The following is a 17761-nucleotide window of genomic DNA, read 5'->3' as shown; positions in this document are numbered from 1 at the left end:
GTAGCTCTGGCGCGGGTGCGTCGGGTGCGTACTCCTTGGGCACCTTGCCGGCAGGCTCGGTGTGAATGCCGGCCTGAACCGGGGGAGTGCCGGCGGCATGGCGCGCCGGGCGGCCCGCGCTCAACACACCGCCAGCGGCGGACGGGGGCTCGCAAGCGGAGCTGTGTTGGGCCACTGTGCTGCCGACGCGACCGCGGCTCCTGGCGGGCCTGTGCACCCGGTGTGTACTTGTCTGATGCTCTGCTTCAAAGCTGCCGTAGAGGATGGCGGCCTCCTGCCATCTCGGCCCTAGCCGTGATCCACGGCGAGCCCCGAGGCTGCTGCCACCTCGTCGGGCGGGTTGCTGATCCTCAGTGGCCCACCGGCGCCCAGCGCAGCGGTCGTCGAGCAACGTGGAGGGAGTGAGGGAGTGGTCGAGTTGTCCGGGGTGGGTGACAGGTGCGTGTCCCTGCTGCCGGCCGAGGCGCTGAGGGAATGGCAGGCACAGGCCGACAGCACGTTGGAGGTCTGCGGGCTTGACCTGTCGCAGGCCGATCTTTCTGGTGCTGATCTGGCCATGGGGCTCCTCGTGCAAACCGTGCTGCGCGGCGCGAGGTTGGTGGGCGTGGACCTCTACCGTGCGCGTCTCGACGATGCCGTGCTCGACCTGGCAGACCTCACCGGGGCGGAGGCCGTCAAGGCCGTGCTTGACGGAGCGTCCCTGCGCGGGGCGAACCTGAACGGAGCAGATCTGGGGAGCGCGGAACTCGCAGGAGTGGATGCGCGATCGGCCTGGCTGCGGGCGGCGAGGCTCGATGGCGCTTTCCTCCTCGACGTGGACCTGCGAGGCGCCGACCTCTTTGGTGCTTCCGTACGGGAGACGTCCTTCCGCACGGAACTCGATGACGAGACTTGTGTCCGTGGGCTCACCGGCAGTCTCTTCGGTCCTGCCCATGTCCACGAAGCCGGTACCCGTCGTGAACTGGCAGGCAGCGAACTCGAAGCCTGGCTGAACAGCCGCGGGGCAGCGATTGAAGTCCTCGAGCCCCGCGGCAAGTCCGTGAGTCACTGTGCGAAGGTCAGCGACAGCCCTCCCCGTAGGGTGTAGCTCTTCTGCGGGGAGATGCCTGAGTTGCTACCACCTACCCCTGGCAGGCTGTCACCTGCCCCTTGGTGTGGGGCGTCTAATCGAGTACCGGTGGCCCCGCCTCGATGCGCCGCAGCACCGGAGCCAGGCAGTCCACATCGGGGCCAGGATCGAGTTGCCTTTCGTCCCACCAGGTGGCACCCGCGTCGCGCAGCGGGCCGATCACATCCTTGGCCTTGGCGGCGTCCGCCGAAGTGGCGCCGCCGACTACGAGGTCGAAGGGGCGCTGGGTGTCGCCTTCTCGATGGCCGCGCACATAGTTGATCAACTCCCGTACGTCCTTGGGGTCCGGCGGGTGTCCATGCAGGGCGTTGTCGAACAGGGGAACCGCGCCGTCCCATCGTGCGGCCCGTCGCATGGGCGGACGGTTTGGCCAGAATCCCCCGATCCACACCGGTGGCCGGGGGCGCTGCACGGTGGCGGGCTGCAGGCTCACGTTCCGCGCCTGGTAGTGCCGACCGTGATGGTCGACAGCCTCGCCCGTCCAGAACTGCCCCAACAACTCCAGTCCTTCGTCCAGTCGCTCGGCGAGGACACGTCGATCGGTGGAGTCGCCGAAGCTGCCGTACTCGTCCTCGACCGGCCCGCCCAGCCCCGCGGCGAAGATGACTCTGCCTCCGCTGAGGTTGTCCAAGGTGGCTACCTGCCGGGCGAGTTGCTGCGGGCGATAGCGCGCTACCGGAGTGAGGAGTGTCCCCACCCGGATCCGTGACGTCGCGAGTGCGGCCGCGGTCAGCAGCATCCACGCGTCCCCGAAGGGCCGCCCCGAGTAGCCCCGGTAATGGACGTGGTCCCAGACGAAGAGCCCGTCCCACCCGGACTCCTCGGCCGCCGCCGCTACGGTTGCCACGTTTCGGGGGTCGGCGAAGTCGCCGAAGTTCGGGATATTGATCGAGAAGCGCATCCGGGCATCGTGGGGTACCTCCACCTGCCCAGGCAACGGTTTATGCGCGATCACCTCGTGGAGTCCATCGGTGCCCCGACTGCGGGGGCGCCGAAGCGCGAGCAGCCGGGGCCGAGCGCGGAATCGAGCCTGGGGATGAGCGGGTGGAGGCCGGTTCCGCGTCTACCTCACCCCTGACCAGCACCGATACCAACTCATGGCGCCGGCTGCCCTGGTGGCTGCCTCTGACCGCTACGCGCGGCGTGCGCCCTCGGGGAGGTGCGGTGTGCGTCGAGCGGATGTTCCTGGCGGTCCCGGTGCCGTTCACGTAGCCGGTGGACGGCCTCAGCCGCCGCCCGCTCTCCGGTAGAGACCTTGCTTCGCATATCGATATTCGATAGATTTCCATCGTGGTTCGATGGAAGGGTGGGTCATGGGAAAGCTGACAGTGCGCGCGCTGCGCGCCGTGCTCGTGGTCGTGCTCACCGGCACCGTGTTCGTACAGGCATTGATGGTGTGGGCGCTGGTCAGCGGGAATGACCCGGAGGACGGTTCGCTCCCGCTGACCCCGCTGCGCCTGATCACGATCCTGGGCATCGGGACCGCCCAGGTCGCCCTGGTCTGTGTATGGCGACTGGTCACGATGGTGCGGCGCGGAACCGTGTTCTCCCACGCCGCCTTCCGGTACGTGGACGTCATCATCGGCGCGATCGTTGCGGCTGCTCTCGTGTGGTTCGCGGTCACGGCCATCAATGCGCCCGGCCAGCGGGACGACCCGGGCGTCACCCTCATCATGGGCGGGATCGGCGTGGCCATCCTGGGAGTCGCGCTCCTCGTGCTCGTGCTGCGAATGCTGCTCGCCCAGGCCGTCGCCCGCGACGTCGAAGCGGCACATATGCAGGCCGAGTTGGACGAGGTCATCTGATGCCGATCACCGTCGACATCGACGTGATGCTCGCCAGGCGGAAGATGTCCGTGGGCGAACTCGCAGACAGCGTAGGGATCACCCCCGCCAACCTGGCGGTCCTCAAGAACGGCCGCGCCAAGGCGGTGCGCTTCACGACGCTCGCCGCGCTCTGCGAGGTGCTCAAGTGCCAGCCGGGCGACCTGCTTCGCTGGGAGGCCGAGGACGCCGCAGGCCCATGAACCGCGCCTGCCGACCCGTCGTTGTCGGCATCCCTCTCCTCGCTGCCTCGTTCGTCCTGCTCCAAGACACTGCCCAGGTCCCACCCGGGCAGGTGTGGCGGGGGAGGCGGCGAGCCAGAACCTCCTGGAATTGCCGGAGTTCACCGCAGGCGCGGGCCTGGCGCAACAGTCTCGGCGCGGGTCGGCGTACGCCATCGAGGAGGCGTACGTCGTGCGGGTAGTCCTGGTGGTCCCGGTGTCATGCGAGCGGAGCAGGTGCTGCCACGCGTGGAGGATCCGGTAGAAGGTCGAGCCGCTGCGGGCTCTTGGGACGAGCCGTCGCCGCGTCGCGTGTCTGGTCGGAGACCTGTCGGCCAGTGCCTCGATCCTCCCCTGCGGCCCGCCAACTGCCCCCCATCGGCGCCAGGTTGGGAATAGGCATAGGCGTCATCGGCGTCGGAGGGCTCAACTCCCCGCTGTATAGTGGCCGATCGTCGATGATCTTGGATGGTATCGGGGGGATCCATGGACGAGGCAGTCGAGACTCCGGCGGTGTGGGGCGTTGGTGACATCATCGACGGCCGGTACGAGGTCTCCCTGGTGCATGAGCACGGCGGGATGGGGTTGGTCTACCGGGTTCGGCATCTGGCCTGGGGGATGGACCTGGCGGTGAAGTGCCCGCGGCCGGAATGGTTCACGAGCGCGGCCGACCGCGAGCGGTTCATCACCGAGGCGGAAACGTGGGTGTCGTTGGGGCTGCATCCGAACGTGTGCAGCTGTTACTACGTGCGCACGATGGGCGGCATCCCACGGGTCTTCGCGGAGTACGTCGCCGGTGGCAGCCTGCGGGAGTGGATCAACGACCGGCGGCTGTATGAAGGCGGGCGGCAGGAGGCGTTGGCGCGGATCCTGGACGTGTCGATCCAGGTCGCCTGGGGGCTGGAACATGCCCACGGCCGGGGGCTGGTCCACCAGGATGTGAAGCCGGACAACGTCCTGATCGACGGCGACGACCCGCAAGATCTCATGGCGAAGGTGTCCGACTTCGGGCTGGCGCGTGCGCAGGCGACCGCGCGGATGCGGCCCGAAGGCGGCAACGCGTCGGACAAGACCATCATGGTGCCCACCGGCGGGATGACTCGTGCCTACGCCTCGCCTGAGCAGTTGGCCGGGCAGGCTCTGGGGCGGCGCAGCGACATCTACAGCTTCGCGGTGTCGGTCTTGGAGATGTTCACCGGCGGCGTCACGTGGATGATCGGCTCCGCCGCCGGTGAGGTGCTGGCCGTCTACCGCGCCGGAGGTCCGGAAGAAGACGGCCTGCCGCAGGCGCCGGATGCTCTGGCCGACCTGCTCGCACGGTGCTTGGAGACGGACCCGGCCCAACGACCGCGCACGATGGCCGAGGTCGCCGAAGCCTTGGTGGGCATGTATCGGGAGGGGGCAGGTCGCCCGTACCCGCGCAGCCGGCCGGCAGCAGCCGATCTGCGGGCGGACGAGTGGAACAACCGCGCACTGTCGTTGGTCGACCTGGGCAGGCCTGCCCAGGCGCAAGAGGCGTTCGCGGCAGCGCTGAAAGCGGATCCGCGGCACGTGCGGGCCTCGTACAACGCCGGCATGTGGCGGTGGCGGCGCGGTGAGATCAGCGATGCCGGGCTCCTCGCCGACATGGAAGCGGTACGCGCCGACACCGGCGACGCGTGGCAGGCGCGGCTCGCCCTTCTCCAGGTGCATCTGGAACGCGCCGACCTCGACGCGGCGCGGGCGCTGGCCGACGCGCTCATACGCGAGCAGCCAGAACAGCCCGAGGTCCAGGATGCGTTGCGCACGTTGCGTTCTGGAGATCTCACCGAAGCCGGCTGCGTCTACCAGACCGATGTTCCGTGGCTCGCTCATCCGCCCGCCTTCAGGCCCGCGATCCGGCTCACTCCCGACCTGCGGTTCGCGTTCGTCGGGAGCCGTGATGGCACGCTGCGGCTGTGGGACGTCCAGAGCGGGAAGTGTCTCGTCTCCCTCGAAGGACACGAACGCGAGGTCCGTTTCGTCGACGTGAGCGCGGACGGGCGTTTCGCCCTCTCCGCCGGTGCTGACGAGGTGGTGGGGTTCTGGGACTTGACCGAGGGCCGCTGCCTGGGCCGCGCGGCGATCCCCCTTCCGGAGGGGCGACCGTACAAGGGCGCAATCCGCCAGGTGCGCTTGAGCGGTGACGCGAGCCTGGCACTGTGCGCCACGTCCTACGGGAAGATCCTTGTCTGGGACTTCCACTCCGGCAAGGGCCGGTTCACTCTCGATTGCCCCGACGAACACGGGCGGACCCTCGAGGTGAGCGGGGACGCGCGCTGGGCACTGTCGGCCGGCGGCACTGAGCATGACACGGTGCGGCTGTGGGACTTGTCCGCCGGACGGCTCCGGCATGTCCTGCGGGGCTCCAGCTTCTCCGTGCCGATGGGCATCAGCGCGGACGGCGAGAGGGCCGTCACCAGCGGCGACGATGGAAAGATCCGGATCTGGGACGTCGGCAGCGGCCGGTTGGTGCGCACGCTGGCCGGGCACACCAAGACGGCGGCGGCGGTGTCCCTGACCGCCGACGGCCGGCACGCGATCAGCGGCGGACGGGACAAGAGCATCCGCTTCTGGGATCTGGAGACCGGCCGCTGCCTGCGCACCTTCGAGGGTCTGGAGAGCGAGCCGCTCGCGGTCGCGCCGAGCCCGGACGGCCGGCACGCGGGCTGCGTCGATTCGGATGTCCGCCGTACCTGGGAACTGCCGGGCGGACACGCCAGCGTGCTGCTCCCGAGCGGCCCACGGTCGCACAGCGAGGTGAGCCGGCTGAGGGGCCGGGTGACGGCCCTGGCCGAGGAGGCGGAGCAGGCACGCGCGTCCGGTCGGTACGCCCGCGCACTCGATCTGCTCACGCAGGCGAGGAGTACCCCCGGATTCCAACGGGATCCCGAGCTCCTTTCTGCATGGCAGGCCCTGGGCCGCTCAACGGTGCGGGCAGGCCTGCGGTCGGCCTGGCCGGTCAGGACCTTGCGCGCCCATGACCGCTTCCTGAACTCCGTTGACGTGTCCGGGGACGGGCGGATCGCCGTGACCGCCGGCAGCGACCGGACGGCAAGGCTGTGGGACCTCGAAAGCGGAGCGTGCATCCGCGTCCTGGACGCTCACTCCCACCACAAGGTCGAGTCGGTCCGGCTGAGCGACGACGGGCGGTATGTGCTGTCCGGGTGCCAGGACGGCACTGTGCGGTTGTGGCGCGCCGAGGACGGTGAGTGCCTGCGGGTGATGGAGGGGGACCTGCACGGGATTTCGTGGATGCGGTTCAGCCCTGACGGCCGGTCGGCTCTGGTCGGCGCGGTGGGGAACATGATCCGGGTGTGGGACCTGGAGAGCAGCAGACTGCCGATGACGCTGGAGGCCACCCGCGATCAGGCGGACACGGCCGGAGCCGTCGCCGGCGAGCGCCTTGCCGCTCACCGCGGATACGCCGCCAATTCCGTACAGCTGTGGGACCTGGACAGCGGCCTGGGCCTGCTGACGCTGCGGGGGCACGTCGACCAACTGACGTCGGTGTGCCTGAGCATGGACGAGCGAGCCGTGCTCTCCAGCGAACGGACCATCCGCCTGTGGGACACGGCGACCGGGCAGTGCGTGCGGGTATTCGACGAGACCGCGGGCCCGGCGAACGCCGTCCAGCTCAGCGCCGACGGCCGTTTTGCGGTGTCCGGCCACACCGACGCCCGCGTCCGTGTGTGGGATGTGGAGAGTGGACGCTGCATCCGCGTCCTCGAAGGTCACCGGACAAGCGTGTCCAGCATCTCCTTGACGCCGGACGGCCGTTACGCGCTTTCCGGGGAACAGGACGGCATCGTCCGGCTCTGGGAACTCGACTGGGACCTGGCCGCGCATGAACCGGCCGACTGGGACGAAGCCGCGCGGGCGCACCTGGAGGCATTCCTTGCCTGGCACCCGACACCGTTGGCCGACCGCGATGTGGAGACCCTGCTCGCTCGCCTCCAAGACGCCGGCTACGGCTGGCTGCGGCCCGACGGTGTACGCGCCCAACTCCAACGCCTGGCAGCCGCCCCCTCGACACCTTCCCGAAGCGAGGTAGTTGAGGCCCCGCGCCCTGTCACCCCGAGTCCGGACCCTGACCCGGCGCCCACAGGGCTGAACCCGGTCGGGCTGTACCGGCAGATGTACGAAGGGAGGCTGGCCTACCTTCCCTCCATCCATGACGCCCGCACGGGGCAAGTGGTCGAGGACCGGGCCCAGGTCATCGCGTACATGAAGGCCGAAGAGCTCGTCGCGATCGACTTCATGTCAGCCATTCCCGACCTGTTCCGCCCGCAGGAGTTCATCCTCGGCGGGCCGTCTCTGCACACGGACGGTGTGTGGGTGTGGCGCACCGACTCGATCCACTACCTCGAGAACTACCAGCTGGACCTCCCCGAGGACTTCCTCCGCCACGTGCGGGCAAGCGCCTACCGACCGCGCATCGAGCACGACTACGACGACAACGAACTCGACCCGTTCATGTAGCCCTTGGCAAGAGGAACGCGGAGCAGGTCAGCGAACTAGGGGGCGGCCTGTTCCGGAATCCCGTGCGGTGGTGAGTAATCCACCAAGATCTGCGGACGGAAGGTGCCGTTTGATGGACACAACAGAGCTGACAGAGGCCCGTATCGAGGATACGAGCAACACCTTGGTGGCGCCTTCGGTGTTGCAGGACCATGACTTGATCAGGGACTTCTTCGGGTCCACGATCATGCCGGAGGACCTTGCTTCTGGCTCGCACAACCTTGCGCAGAAGACCGTCTACCTGTGTGGCGATATCTCCGGGATCAGCAGACCCCAACTGCACGCCGCTGCCCGGGTATTCGTGATCCGGGAACTCTCACACGGCTACCGCGAGGACGACGACCACCCCTGGACCCTCGTCCACCTCGGACGAGTTCCCCTTCGCGTACACGGCGTCGGCGTGTACTACCGACGCTTTTTCGGCCTCGGCGCCGATCACTTCGGACGGATCCGTGCGGAGCACGCGTTCCAGTCACTGACGGAGTCCACCAAGCCGGGAACAGCTCATCGCAGCGGCATTTATCTGACGCCCGTCACGCGAAACGGTGACGACCTGCATTTCCGCCTGCTCCGGTGCTCCACGAATCTCTCGGGGCCGACCGAGAGCTTTCGCCCGACCGACACGGACATCGTCGAGGAGCTGAACCGTGAGGTCGCCACGGTCTTCCGGAACCAGGCACCGCTCAATCACGTCCTCGCGCAGATCTACCACAACACCCTTGCCACAGCCGAGCGCAAGCAGTCCAAGGCCAAGATCTCGGCGCATGCCGACAAGACCAAGGACATGCCCGGCAACGGCATCATGGCCTTCTGCACCTTCTACGACCGGCTCGACAAACTGCAGCCCTTGGCCGAAGACGCCTTCGACTACGGCGTGAAGGGGACCAGCGGGCTGACCAAACTCCGCTTTCGCCTCAAGGAGCCGACCGGCGAACGCCACGGGGTCACACTCCCTGGGCAGTTCACCGTGCCGCTCTATCCCGGCTCCGTGTTCTTCATGCCGCTGTCCACCAACCGCCTGTATACGCACGAAATCCGGCCCTCAACGTTGGACGCCGAACTGCTCCCGACCCGCCTGGGATACGTGGTGCGCTGTTCGAGCGCCGAAGCCGTTCACAAGGACGGCGACACGTTCCTTAAAACGGCCCGAGGTTTGGTGAAGCTGGAGCCACCCACGCCGGCCGGCATGGACGATCTGCGCAGGCTGTACGCCGAGGAGAACAGGACCTCGTCCTTCATCGATTACGGTGATGAATTTCTCTTCAGCATGAACACGGGAGACTATGTTGCCCCCCGAGTCTAGAATTTCGGATGAGATCTTCTCGTGCGCTTTGCCAATCGAGGAGAATCTCTTTGCGGAGCTGTCCGCGTCGACTCGTTTCGAAGATGCAGGAAAAGGCAGACGAGGCGCCGTGCTCACCAAGATCGATGAGGCGGGCGGTGTGCCTCTCGTGCGTACTACCACGCGATACGGCGGCCCGGCGCAGCGTTTCCGGGCGGTGCACGAACGACTTGCGCAAGAGATTCAAGAACGTGCGGCACTGTCGGTGGGCTTCAACAACGCTCTCATCGAGACCTACACGAACGCCTACAAAACCATGGGCAGCCATTCCGACCAAGCACTCGACCTGGCCAACGAGTCGTCCATCGCCGTCTTCTCCTGCTACGAACACCCCGAATCCGGCTCGCCGAGGAAACTGATCTTCGAATCAAAGGAGTCCGGTGGTGAGACGTTGGAGATCCCCCTCGCCCACCACAGTGTCGTCGTGTTCTCCGTTGACTCGAATCGGCGACTCAAGCACAAAATCGTCTTGGACACACCTGTCCAGACGACGGACAACCAATGGTTGGGCGTAACGTTTCGCACGTCAAAGACGTTCATTCGGTTTCGCGACGGACACGCGTACCTCCCACACGGGGCGCGCCTCATGTCGGCCGACGATGAGCAGAGGCGCGAGTTCTACCAACTACGGCGCCGCGAGAACAATGAAACGCACTTCAGCTACCCCCGCTTGACGTACACGATCAGCGAGAGCGATCTGATGCCGCCCGCCTGACCATGAGGGCCCTCAGCCGGCGCCGTCAGACCGCGCCTTGTGCGGGGGCGACCAGTAGCGCCGCCCCTGGTCGCCACGGTCGGCACAGCCCGAGGAAGCAGAGCAGTGCGCCCAGCACGGCGGCGAGTTGGACCAGCGCCATCGGCAGCGCCGTGTGCTCGCCCGCGATGCCCACCAGTGGTGAGGCGACCGCGCCGACCAGGAACAATGCGACGGCGACCGGGACGAGTCCCACGTCACCGACCAGCCCGGAGACCATGACAAGGAACGCGGCGGCGGCCAGCGTCATCAGGGTCAGGCCGACGGCCAGGACCTTGTTCAGGCTCACCCGCCCGATGAGCGGCAGGCTGGTCATGTGTGCAGGGCATGACCGACCCCGCCGGAGTGCCGGCGCTCCTGGGGCAGTGTCTCGTGCAGCCAGCGGGCGACGACGACGGTGACCAGGCCGGCGGCGCCCGCCAGCCCCTGCAACAGGCGTCCGGCGATGAGGAGTTCCACGGTGGGCGCGACGACGCAGACGGCGGTGGCGGCCGCGTAGACGGTCATTCCGATGAGCAGCGGGCGGCGGCGGCCCCATCGGTCGGTCATCGGTCCGACTGCCAGCTGGCCGAGGGCCATGCCCAACAGGTATGCGGTAAGGGTGAGTTGGGCGGTCGCAGTGGGGGCGGCCAGCGCGTCGTTCACCTCTTGCAGTGCCGGGAGGTACATGTCCATGGACAGGGAGGGGAGCGCGGTCAGGCCGCCGAGTACCAGGGGCACCAGGATGCCGGTTCGGCGCCTGGCGACGGGGTCGGGTCGTGCGGGCGCGCGGTCCCGAGTGGTCTGGGTGCGGTGCACCGTGGGTCCTTCCAGGGGCGGGGCAAAGCAGTGGCGTCGTGTCTCAGGCGGTGACCGCGACCTCGGCCGCCCGCCCGCCGGAGTGCTGTTCGCCGATCTGTGTACGCAGCCACTTGGCGCCCTTGCGCATCAGCAGGCCCGCGACGACGAGGAGGGCTCCTTGCCACAGGAAGTTGCCGGTCTGCCCGATCACGCCGTCCAGGCGCGGTACTTGGCCGCCGATGCTGTCGCCGGTCGCGGCGGCCAGGAACCAAATGCCGATCATCTGGCTGGTGAAGGCGCGCGGCGCGAGCGCCATGGTGATCACCACGCCGACCAGGCTCAGGCACAGCTCGCCGACGACCTGGATGAAGTAGACGCCGACCAGCCACCACAGGGAGACCTTCGCGCCCCCGGCGGCCAGCGACGAGGCGACGGCCATCGCGAGGAAGGAGCCGCCGATCAGGCCGAGCGCCACGGAGAACTTGCCGGGGGTGGAGAACCTCCGCCCCTTGCGCAGCCAGAGCATCCCGATCAGCGGGGCGAGCACGATCCCGTACACGGAAGGGAAGGACATGGTCCAACTCGCGGGCATTGCCCAGCCGGCCAGGTGCAGGTCGACCTTCTGCGAGGCGAAGATGTTGAGCGTGGTCGCCATCTGGTCGTAGATCATCCAGAACAGGGCGGCGGCCGCGAAGAACCAGATGTACGCCTTGAGCTTCACCCGCTCCGGGGCGGTGACGTGCGGGCAGCGGTACATGTGGGCGAGGTAGACGGCCGGGACGATCAGGCCGAGGGCCGCCAGAGCGTACGTGAGGTTGTCGAGGCTCAGGGCCCCGGTCTCGGCGGCGAGCAGCACGAGCAGGGCGACGCCGACGACCGCGCCGGCGATGCCGCGCAGCACGTTGCGGCGCTCGCGGGCCGTGAGCGGGAGGACCGGGTGCTCCCGGTAGCTGTCGGCCATCCGGTTCCTGCCCAGCGCGAACTGTGTCAGGCCGATGGCCATGCCGACCGCGGAGGCGCCGAAGCCCACGTGCCAGTCGATCTCCTCGCTGAGGAAGCCGACGATCATCGGGGCGATCAGGGCGCCGACGCTGATGCCCATGTAGTAGAGCGAGTAGCCGGCCGCGCGCCGGTGCGTGTCGTCCCTGGCGTAGAGGAAGCCGACCATCGAGGTGATGTTGGTCTTCAGCAGTCCGGTGCCGACGGCGATGAGCAACAGCCCCGGCCAGACACCGTAGTTGCCCGGGATCGCCAGGCATATGTGGCCCGTCATGATGACGAGGCCGCCCAGGAACACCGCGCGCCGCGCTCCGAGGAAGCGGTCGGCGACCCAGCCGCCGGGGAGCGCGAGCAGACCCATCATGGCCAGGTACACGCCCGCGACCGCCACGGAACTGTCCGTGGCGAGGTCCATGCCGCCGCCCTGCTTCGAGGACACGAAGAAGTGCACGAGGATCGCGACCATGCCGAAGAGGCTGAACCGCTCCCACATCTCCGTCAGGGCGAGGGTCGCCAGACCATGTGGGTGGTCCCGGAAGGACGCCGGGTGCCGCTTCGCGGGCGCCTGCTCTCCCGGGGTGCCCTTACGTTGCGACCGAACCCTCATGCTGCACACCCTTGCCGTGGACTTCGAACCAGTTGCCCCCTGCATTCAATGATGGCTTATTGGAAGTCATTTTCAGTAACGTTTTGCCCTGATTTGGTCAAACTCTGACTCTGTCCGGCGTGCGCCGGTGCCCTTGAACGCGAGCGGCAGATCAACGGCTCCCGGCCTCCGGGCCGGCTGCAGGCCCCTGATCGGCGCGACGGCCGTCGCGCCGATGAGTTTTTGGAGCGGGGCCGGTCTTCACGGGCCTGGAGACTCACACACTCGAGACAGCCGGCGCGGACCTGGTCTACGACGTCCGCGGGCCGCTGCCGACCGCAGACCGGCGCCCGCCGTTGTTCACGATCGGGCAGCCCATGGATGCCACTGGCTTTGCCGCGCTCGCGGCGCGCTTCCCAGAGCGGACCGTCGTGACCTATGACCCGCGCGGGCTCGGCCGCAGCACCCGTAAGGATGGGCGGGTCGACCATACGCCGCAGACCCAGGCCGACGACGTACACGCCATCGTCGAGGCCCTCGGGGCCGGACCGGTCGAGATGTTCGCAAGCAGTGGCGGAGCGATCACCGCCCTCGCCGTCGTGGCGAAGTATCCGGCGGACGTGACCACCCTGGTCGCACACGAGCCACCGCTCATCACCCTCACGCCGGACGGCCCGGCAGCTGTGCAAGCGCGGGCCGGTGTACGAGAGGCGTACGAAAAGCGGGGATGGGGGGCCGGGATGGCTGCGTTCGTGGCCATGACCTCGTGGGAGGGAGAGTTCACCGACGCGTACTTCGCGCAGCCGGAGGCAGATCCCGCCGCGTTGGGGATGCCTGCGGAGGATGACGGCTCGCGGGACGATCCGCTGCTGTCCGACCGGTCATGGGCCGTCAGCAGCTATCGGCCGGACGTCGACGCGATCGCTGCGGCGCCGACCCGCGTGGTGATCGCGGTGGGCGAGGAGTCCGAGCACGTGCTGACCGGACGCACCTCCGTGGCGACCGCCGAGCTGCTCGGGCAGAGGGTGACGGTGTTCCCGAGCCATCACGGCGGGTTCCTCGACGGAGAGTTCGGATATCCGGGGAAGCCGGACGAGTTCGCACATCGACTACGGGAGGTCCTTGACGGCGCCTCGTAGGCCAACGGCTGGACGAGCAGTTCCGATAACCGGAGCAGCGGATGCCCGAGAGGATTCGTCCCCCGCTTTACGAGGGCTGGTTGTGGCCGTGGCCTGCCCTGGGCGGGCCACGGCCGGGCGTCTGTCCGGGTTTGAGCTGTGCTTTCCGCGCTGCGCCTGCCCCTTTCCCGCGAGGGGTCCGACCGCTGAACCATCACGCGCAGCCCCTGCCGTCACCCTTGCCCATGCATGGCGGAAAGAACGGGCGTGCTCGGTGAGGCCGAAGGCGCGCCCCGAGTATCCACGGGTGTCAGACGTGTGTGGCTACGAACTTCCTTAGCTCTTCCCCGTCCAAGGGGCCCTGCCACGTAGCCACCGCTTCGCCCTGCTTGATCAGGAGGAATGTCGGTGCTCCCGTGACGCCGAATCGACGCGTCGGCTCCGGGCAGCGGGTCATGTCGACCTTCACCGCCGTCAGGCGATCGTCGTACTCCTGCGCCAGTTCACGCACAACGGAGTCCATCTCCCTGCACACATTCACGGCCTTGGGCCAGGTACCAGAGAAGAAGGCGAGCACCGGCCTTGGGGACTTGGCGAGGATGAAGTCGAATTCCTCCGGCTCCATGGGCTGGTGAACACGACTCGCCATCGACACTCCCTGATGATCAGCAATACAGCAGCCCCCATCATGACCGAAGCCCACCGCAGGGCAGGCCCCCCTGGGCCGCTGGGCAGCACCGACAGACCTTGCGCGCCCCCTGCCACCCGCCGGACTGCGTACGCATCCGGTCCCGCCCGCAACAGTCGCTCGTGATTGTGCCTGCAGGCCTCGCTGCGGATGGAGGCTCGAGTCCTCCCGCCCTACCAGATGGGACGAAGTCCCGGACTGCACGTGCAGTCCGGGACTTCGTGAATGACATGGCCTGGTGTGTGACCGCGAGGCGGAGCGCTGCAGTGGGTGCGGGAGCAGGCCGTGGCTTGTTGTGGCGGGTGGGTGCCCGAGTTCGTCAGGACTGGGTCACGGGACGCATGGCGAGGCCCTCGGTACCTGCCCAGTAAGTGACACGCTGGCCGTCGTCGGCCGGGAACGACTTGACGGGCATGGTCAGGTCGATGGGCGGGGCCGCTTCGCTCTCGCCGCCGGGGCTGCCGAGGCCAAGGGTCATGGACGTCACGTCGTAGGTGTCCATGTGGCCGCCGGTGGCGAGCAGTCCGGCGTATGCCTTTTGGCCGGGAGCGAGGGTGAGGACCTCGCCGGAGTCGGTTCCCTTCTTCACCGGGGCCGGGCCCTGGGCGTCGCCGAGCGTCACCTCGGGGTAGTTCTGGATGTCGCACTTCTTGCTGCCCGAGTTGGTGGCGACGAGGAGGATGTGCCGGACCGGCTCGCCCTTCGCGTCATAGTTCGTGGCGGACACCGACAGGTCGTCCAAGGAGCACAGGGGGGTGCCGGAGTCGTCGCCGTCCCCGCCCTTGTCGTCTTGGTCACCGCTGTCGCTGGGCTGCTTCGACGTGTGCGCACTTGGCGACGCTGAGCTCGTCGCGCTTGGCCGGTCCGACGTCTTGGGTGCGTCTGCGGCATCGTCGGAGCCGGGCTCGCATGCGGTGGTGGCCAGGAGTGCGGCGGCCGCCGCGGTGCCCAGAACGTAGGACTTCCAGCCACGTGAACCGGTGCGGATTCTGCGGGCAGCAGTGTTCATGATGTTCCCCCGTGATCGGCCGTACATGGCCGGTAGCGACTCGCTGGCGGACTGATTCTGCACCAGAAGTGATCTGCAACTCGCCAGTCGCGGTGTCTTGTTACCGATCAAGTACAGACGGCGTGAAGGCGGGGGGGATTTAGCGGGCAATGGCTGGCCCGGCCGGCGCCACAGCCGCGGCTGTCCTGCCCAACCGTCGCGGTCTGTTGCGTGGACGTGGACACGAGAGTGCGGACGCGCTCGACAGCCGACTGGTCGATGCGCTGGTGGCCTAGGGCAGTGCCGAGGACATCGCCGACTGAAGGCGGAGGGATGGGCCGGTGTCCTCGGCCGACCAGCCATCGGTCACGGCGAGAGAGCTGCCGTAAGGTCTTGCTGAACGATCATCGACTCAACTTGCTTCACTCAGGGGGAATTTCATGCGCCGCCAACCCGTGCGCGTTCTTGTGGCAGTGGCTGTGACCGCGTGCACGGTCGGCGGGCTGGCTGCCTGCTCGGACCTTGGCGAGACGACCTTCGAGGACGAGGCCAAGGTGTCTCAGAAGGTCAGCTCGATCCGCCTCGACAGCGCCAACGGTGGGGTACGGATAGAAGCTTCGGCGGAAACCTCCACGGTCTCCGTGCATCGCGAAATCAACTACCGGGGTGACAAGCCGGACGGCGTCTCCTTCCGCGTGGAAAACGGTGTCCTGACGCTTTCCGGTTGCGGTGAGAAATGCGGCGTCAACTACGAGGTCAAGGTGCCCGCCGGCCTTCCGGTGGCGGGTGGAACGACCAATGGCGGCCTCACGCTGTCCGGCGTCGGCGCGGTCGACGTGCACACGAGCAATGGCGCGATCGCCGTGAACGGCGCGACGGGCCCGGTGAAATTGCGTACATCCAATGGCGACGTCAAGGTCAAAGGCGCCAAGGGCGGCGGCATCGACACCCAGACCACGAACGGTGCAGTGACGATCCAGACGGCCACCGCCCAGAACATCAAGGCCCGCACGACCAGCGGTGGCCTCACCGTAACGGTGCCGCCCGCCAAGTATCGGATCTCGGCGGAAGCCTCCAACGGCGACAAGGACGTGGCCTTCCGGAACGATCCTTCGGGAACGTACCGTCTGGATCTGTCGACGACGAACGGCAGCCTGACGGTGAAGTCGGCAGGGTAGTCGGCCTTGGGCCACTGCGTATCACCGGATTTCTCCGAGGATGCCCCGTCCTTTAGGGCGGGGAGGAATCGGATTTCTGTGGAGCAGGGCAGAGGTCGCCGGGTCGCTTCAGGGCGATCCGGCGTGGCCCGGTGACGGAGGTGAGACAGGCGCATTGCGCCGCTCACCACGAGGGCCCCGGGCTTCTCCACCACGTCAACCCGCGAATCGGACTGCGCGAGGACGACTTCCACACGCTCGCCGACTTCGCTCGATCATTGGACAGCCCACAAGCAACCAGCTGACCACGTCACCGCTCCATCGGGCAGCTCCGTGCGCGTTCCGTGATCTTTGCGGGACAAGCCTTAGTTGTTTGTCGAGGACCGGTTCTACGGATCGCACTTGGTGCAATGGACGTCGTCGGGTGGGTCGTCGGTGAGCAGCGTGTCGAGCCAGTCGACCAGCCGGGTTCCGTTGACCTTCATCTGGTAGAAGCCTTCGAACTCGAAGAGTCCGTGGCCATCACCGGGTGCGGTGTAGCTGTGCAGGTTCGCTCCGGCGGCTTCGATGGCCTTTTCGTTGGCGTCGATGACGGCCAGCTCGTCGAAGCCGGGCACGGGGGCGACGCTCGGTGAGTCGCCGTGTTCCCATTCGGTGATCTCGACGGCGGCGTGCGGGTCGTAGGCGTAGTCGAATCGGGACAGCACGAGGTCGGGGTTGTGTTGGCCGGCTTGGGTCCAGAACCTGGGGACGCCCCATTGGCGGGCGGTGAGTCCTTGGACGGCCCAGTCGGGCATGGTGTCGTAGGCGCCCCATGCTGCGTCGAGGACGTCGGTGTTGAAGTCGGGGTTGTCGGGCCAGGCGCCGGACTGGCCGCCGAACACTGTGACCTGGGCGTTCGGGAGCCGGTCGGCGACCAGTCCGCCGTAGATGGGGGCGGCGATCGACCCGGCGGTTTTGCCGATGACGACGACTTGGGTGGCGTCCGGGTAGGTCTTGGCGAGGTGGTCCAGGGCGGCGGTGGCGTTGACGTGGCCGTTGTGTTCGACGGTCAACGTGTCCGAGTACTTCTGGGAAACGTTGCCGAGGTGCGCGTCGCCGGTGCAGGAGGCCACGTAGAGGAACGAGTAGTCGGCGAACGGGTTGTCGTCATTGGAGAAGTCGAAGATCCCGTCCTCTTCGAAGTTGTTTCCCGGACCGTCGGATTGCAGGTTCCAGTCGTAGAGTTCGCTCTCGCCGGGGGTGCCGTCGCTGGTGAAGGCACAGCTGGCCGCGTCCCAGCAGACACCGCCGCCGTTCAGGAACAGCACGACCTTGGTCGGATCGGTCCGCCGGTCCCAGAAGGTGAACTCGCTCCCATCGGCGCAGTGGCAGTCGCCTCCCGGCTCGACCGTTTTCCACGCGGCGTCAGCGTAGGGCGTGTCATCTCCGACGTTGAGCAAGAGTGCACCCCCGCCGGCCAGCACGATGGCCAGAGCGGCCAGCAGCAGAAGTGGTGTTCTCAGCACACGGTGGCGGCGTGGGCGGCCGCCCACGCCACGAGAGAGGTTCGTCATGCGTCAGAGGCTGCGCGGTGACGGGTTGGCCGCGCACCTGTCCCTGGTCATGTTCGGAACCCTGACTTTCGACGGGTTCTG

Annotated in this window: 13 protein-coding genes and 1 pseudogene; 8 read left to right on the top strand and 6 right to left on the bottom strand. The window is 67.6% G+C overall.

The features are described from left to right. The first annotated feature begins 409 nt into the window (after nucleotides 1-409). Entirely contained in the window at nucleotides 410-1087 is a 678-nt protein-coding gene (locus OG430_RS01445) for a pentapeptide repeat-containing protein (RefSeq protein WP_327350501.1), read from the top strand. Between the two features lie 76 nt (nucleotides 1088-1163). Here the strand turns inward: OG430_RS01445 and OG430_RS01440 are convergent, their stop codons facing one another. Beyond that, on the bottom strand, nucleotides 1164-2030 hold the full coding sequence (locus OG430_RS01440; protein WP_327350500.1) for an LLM class flavin-dependent oxidoreductase: 867 nt from the start codon (nucleotides 2028-2030) through the stop codon (nucleotides 1164-1166). A 412-nt stretch (nucleotides 2031-2442) separates the two neighbouring features. Here OG430_RS01440 and OG430_RS01435 point away from each other — a divergent pair, with 412 nt between their 5' ends. The 5 genes from OG430_RS01435 to OG430_RS01415 all read left to right on the top strand — a co-directional run bounded on the left by OG430_RS01435 (nucleotide 2443) and on the right by OG430_RS01415 (nucleotide 9769). After that, nucleotides 2443-2934, top strand: a complete 492-nt coding sequence (locus OG430_RS01435) for a DUF2975 domain-containing protein (RefSeq protein ID WP_327350499.1) — start codon at nucleotides 2443-2445, stop codon at nucleotides 2932-2934. Beyond that, a complete protein-coding gene (locus tag OG430_RS01430) occupies nucleotides 2934-3155 on the top strand; it encodes a helix-turn-helix domain-containing protein (protein ID WP_327350498.1) in 222 nt (73 codons plus the stop codon). Before OG430_RS01435 ends, OG430_RS01430 begins: the two co-directional genes overlap by 1 nt. A 504-nt stretch (nucleotides 3156-3659) precedes the next feature. Further along, on the top strand, nucleotides 3660-7673 hold the full coding sequence (locus OG430_RS01425; protein ID WP_327350497.1) for a WD40 repeat domain-containing serine/threonine protein kinase: 4014 nt from the start codon (nucleotides 3660-3662) through the stop codon (nucleotides 7671-7673). Nucleotides 7674-7785: 112 nt separating this feature from the next. After that, nucleotides 7786-9015: a hypothetical protein gene (locus OG430_RS01420; RefSeq protein ID WP_327350496.1), complete on the top strand. Its 1230-nt coding sequence runs from the start codon at nucleotides 7786-7788 to the stop codon at nucleotides 9013-9015. Next, on the top strand, nucleotides 8999-9769 hold the full coding sequence (locus OG430_RS01415; RefSeq protein ID WP_327358939.1) for an alpha-ketoglutarate-dependent dioxygenase AlkB: 771 nt from the start codon (nucleotides 8999-9001) through the stop codon (nucleotides 9767-9769). Before OG430_RS01420 ends, OG430_RS01415 begins: the two co-directional genes overlap by 17 nt. A gap of 25 nt (nucleotides 9770-9794) precedes the next feature. Here OG430_RS01415 and OG430_RS01410 read toward each other — a convergent pair. Together OG430_RS01410 and OG430_RS01405 are read right to left on the bottom strand one after the other, a co-directional pair. Further along, nucleotides 9795-10621, bottom strand: a pseudogene (locus OG430_RS01410) (MFS transporter). Between the two features lie 28 nt (nucleotides 10622-10649). Continuing rightward, on the bottom strand, nucleotides 10650-12194 hold the full coding sequence (locus OG430_RS01405) for a peptide MFS transporter (protein WP_327350495.1): 1545 nt from the start codon (nucleotides 12192-12194) through the stop codon (nucleotides 10650-10652). 248 nt (nucleotides 12195-12442) lie between these two features. Between OG430_RS01405 and OG430_RS01400 the strand changes: the two genes are divergently transcribed. Then, nucleotides 12443-13312, top strand: a complete 870-nt coding sequence (locus OG430_RS01400) for an alpha/beta fold hydrolase (protein WP_327358938.1) — start codon at nucleotides 12443-12445, stop codon at nucleotides 13310-13312. A 289-nt stretch (nucleotides 13313-13601) separates the two neighbouring features. Here OG430_RS01400 and OG430_RS01395 read toward each other — a convergent pair whose 3' ends face one another. Further along, nucleotides 13602-13940 (bottom strand): thioredoxin family protein, encoded by a 339-nt coding sequence (locus OG430_RS01395; protein WP_327350494.1) that lies wholly within the window; start codon nucleotides 13938-13940, stop codon nucleotides 13602-13604. A gap of 358 nt (nucleotides 13941-14298) precedes the next feature. Then, entirely contained in the window at nucleotides 14299-14988 is a 690-nt protein-coding gene (locus OG430_RS01390) for a DUF4232 domain-containing protein (protein ID WP_327350493.1), read from the bottom strand. 419 nt (nucleotides 14989-15407) lie between these two features. On the opposite strand from OG430_RS01390, the gene OG430_RS01385 reads away from it, so the two are divergent. After that, a complete protein-coding gene (locus tag OG430_RS01385; RefSeq protein ID WP_327350492.1) occupies nucleotides 15408-16145 on the top strand; it encodes a DUF4097 family beta strand repeat-containing protein in 738 nt (245 codons plus the stop codon). Between the two features lie 368 nt (nucleotides 16146-16513). Here OG430_RS01385 and OG430_RS01380 read toward each other — a convergent pair whose 3' ends face one another. Continuing rightward, nucleotides 16514-17680, bottom strand: coding sequence for a pectin acetylesterase-family hydrolase (locus OG430_RS01380; protein WP_327350491.1), 1167 nt, complete (start codon nucleotides 17678-17680; stop codon nucleotides 16514-16516). Nucleotides 17681-17761 lie beyond the last annotated feature (81 nt).

The sequence above is a fragment of the Streptomyces sp. NBC_01304 genome (assembly GCF_035975855.1).
GTDB lineage: Bacteria > Actinomycetota > Actinomycetes > Streptomycetales > Streptomycetaceae > Streptomyces.
The sequence above is the reverse complement of the archived record's forward strand: the minus strand, read 5'-3'. Positions and strand labels throughout refer to the sequence as shown.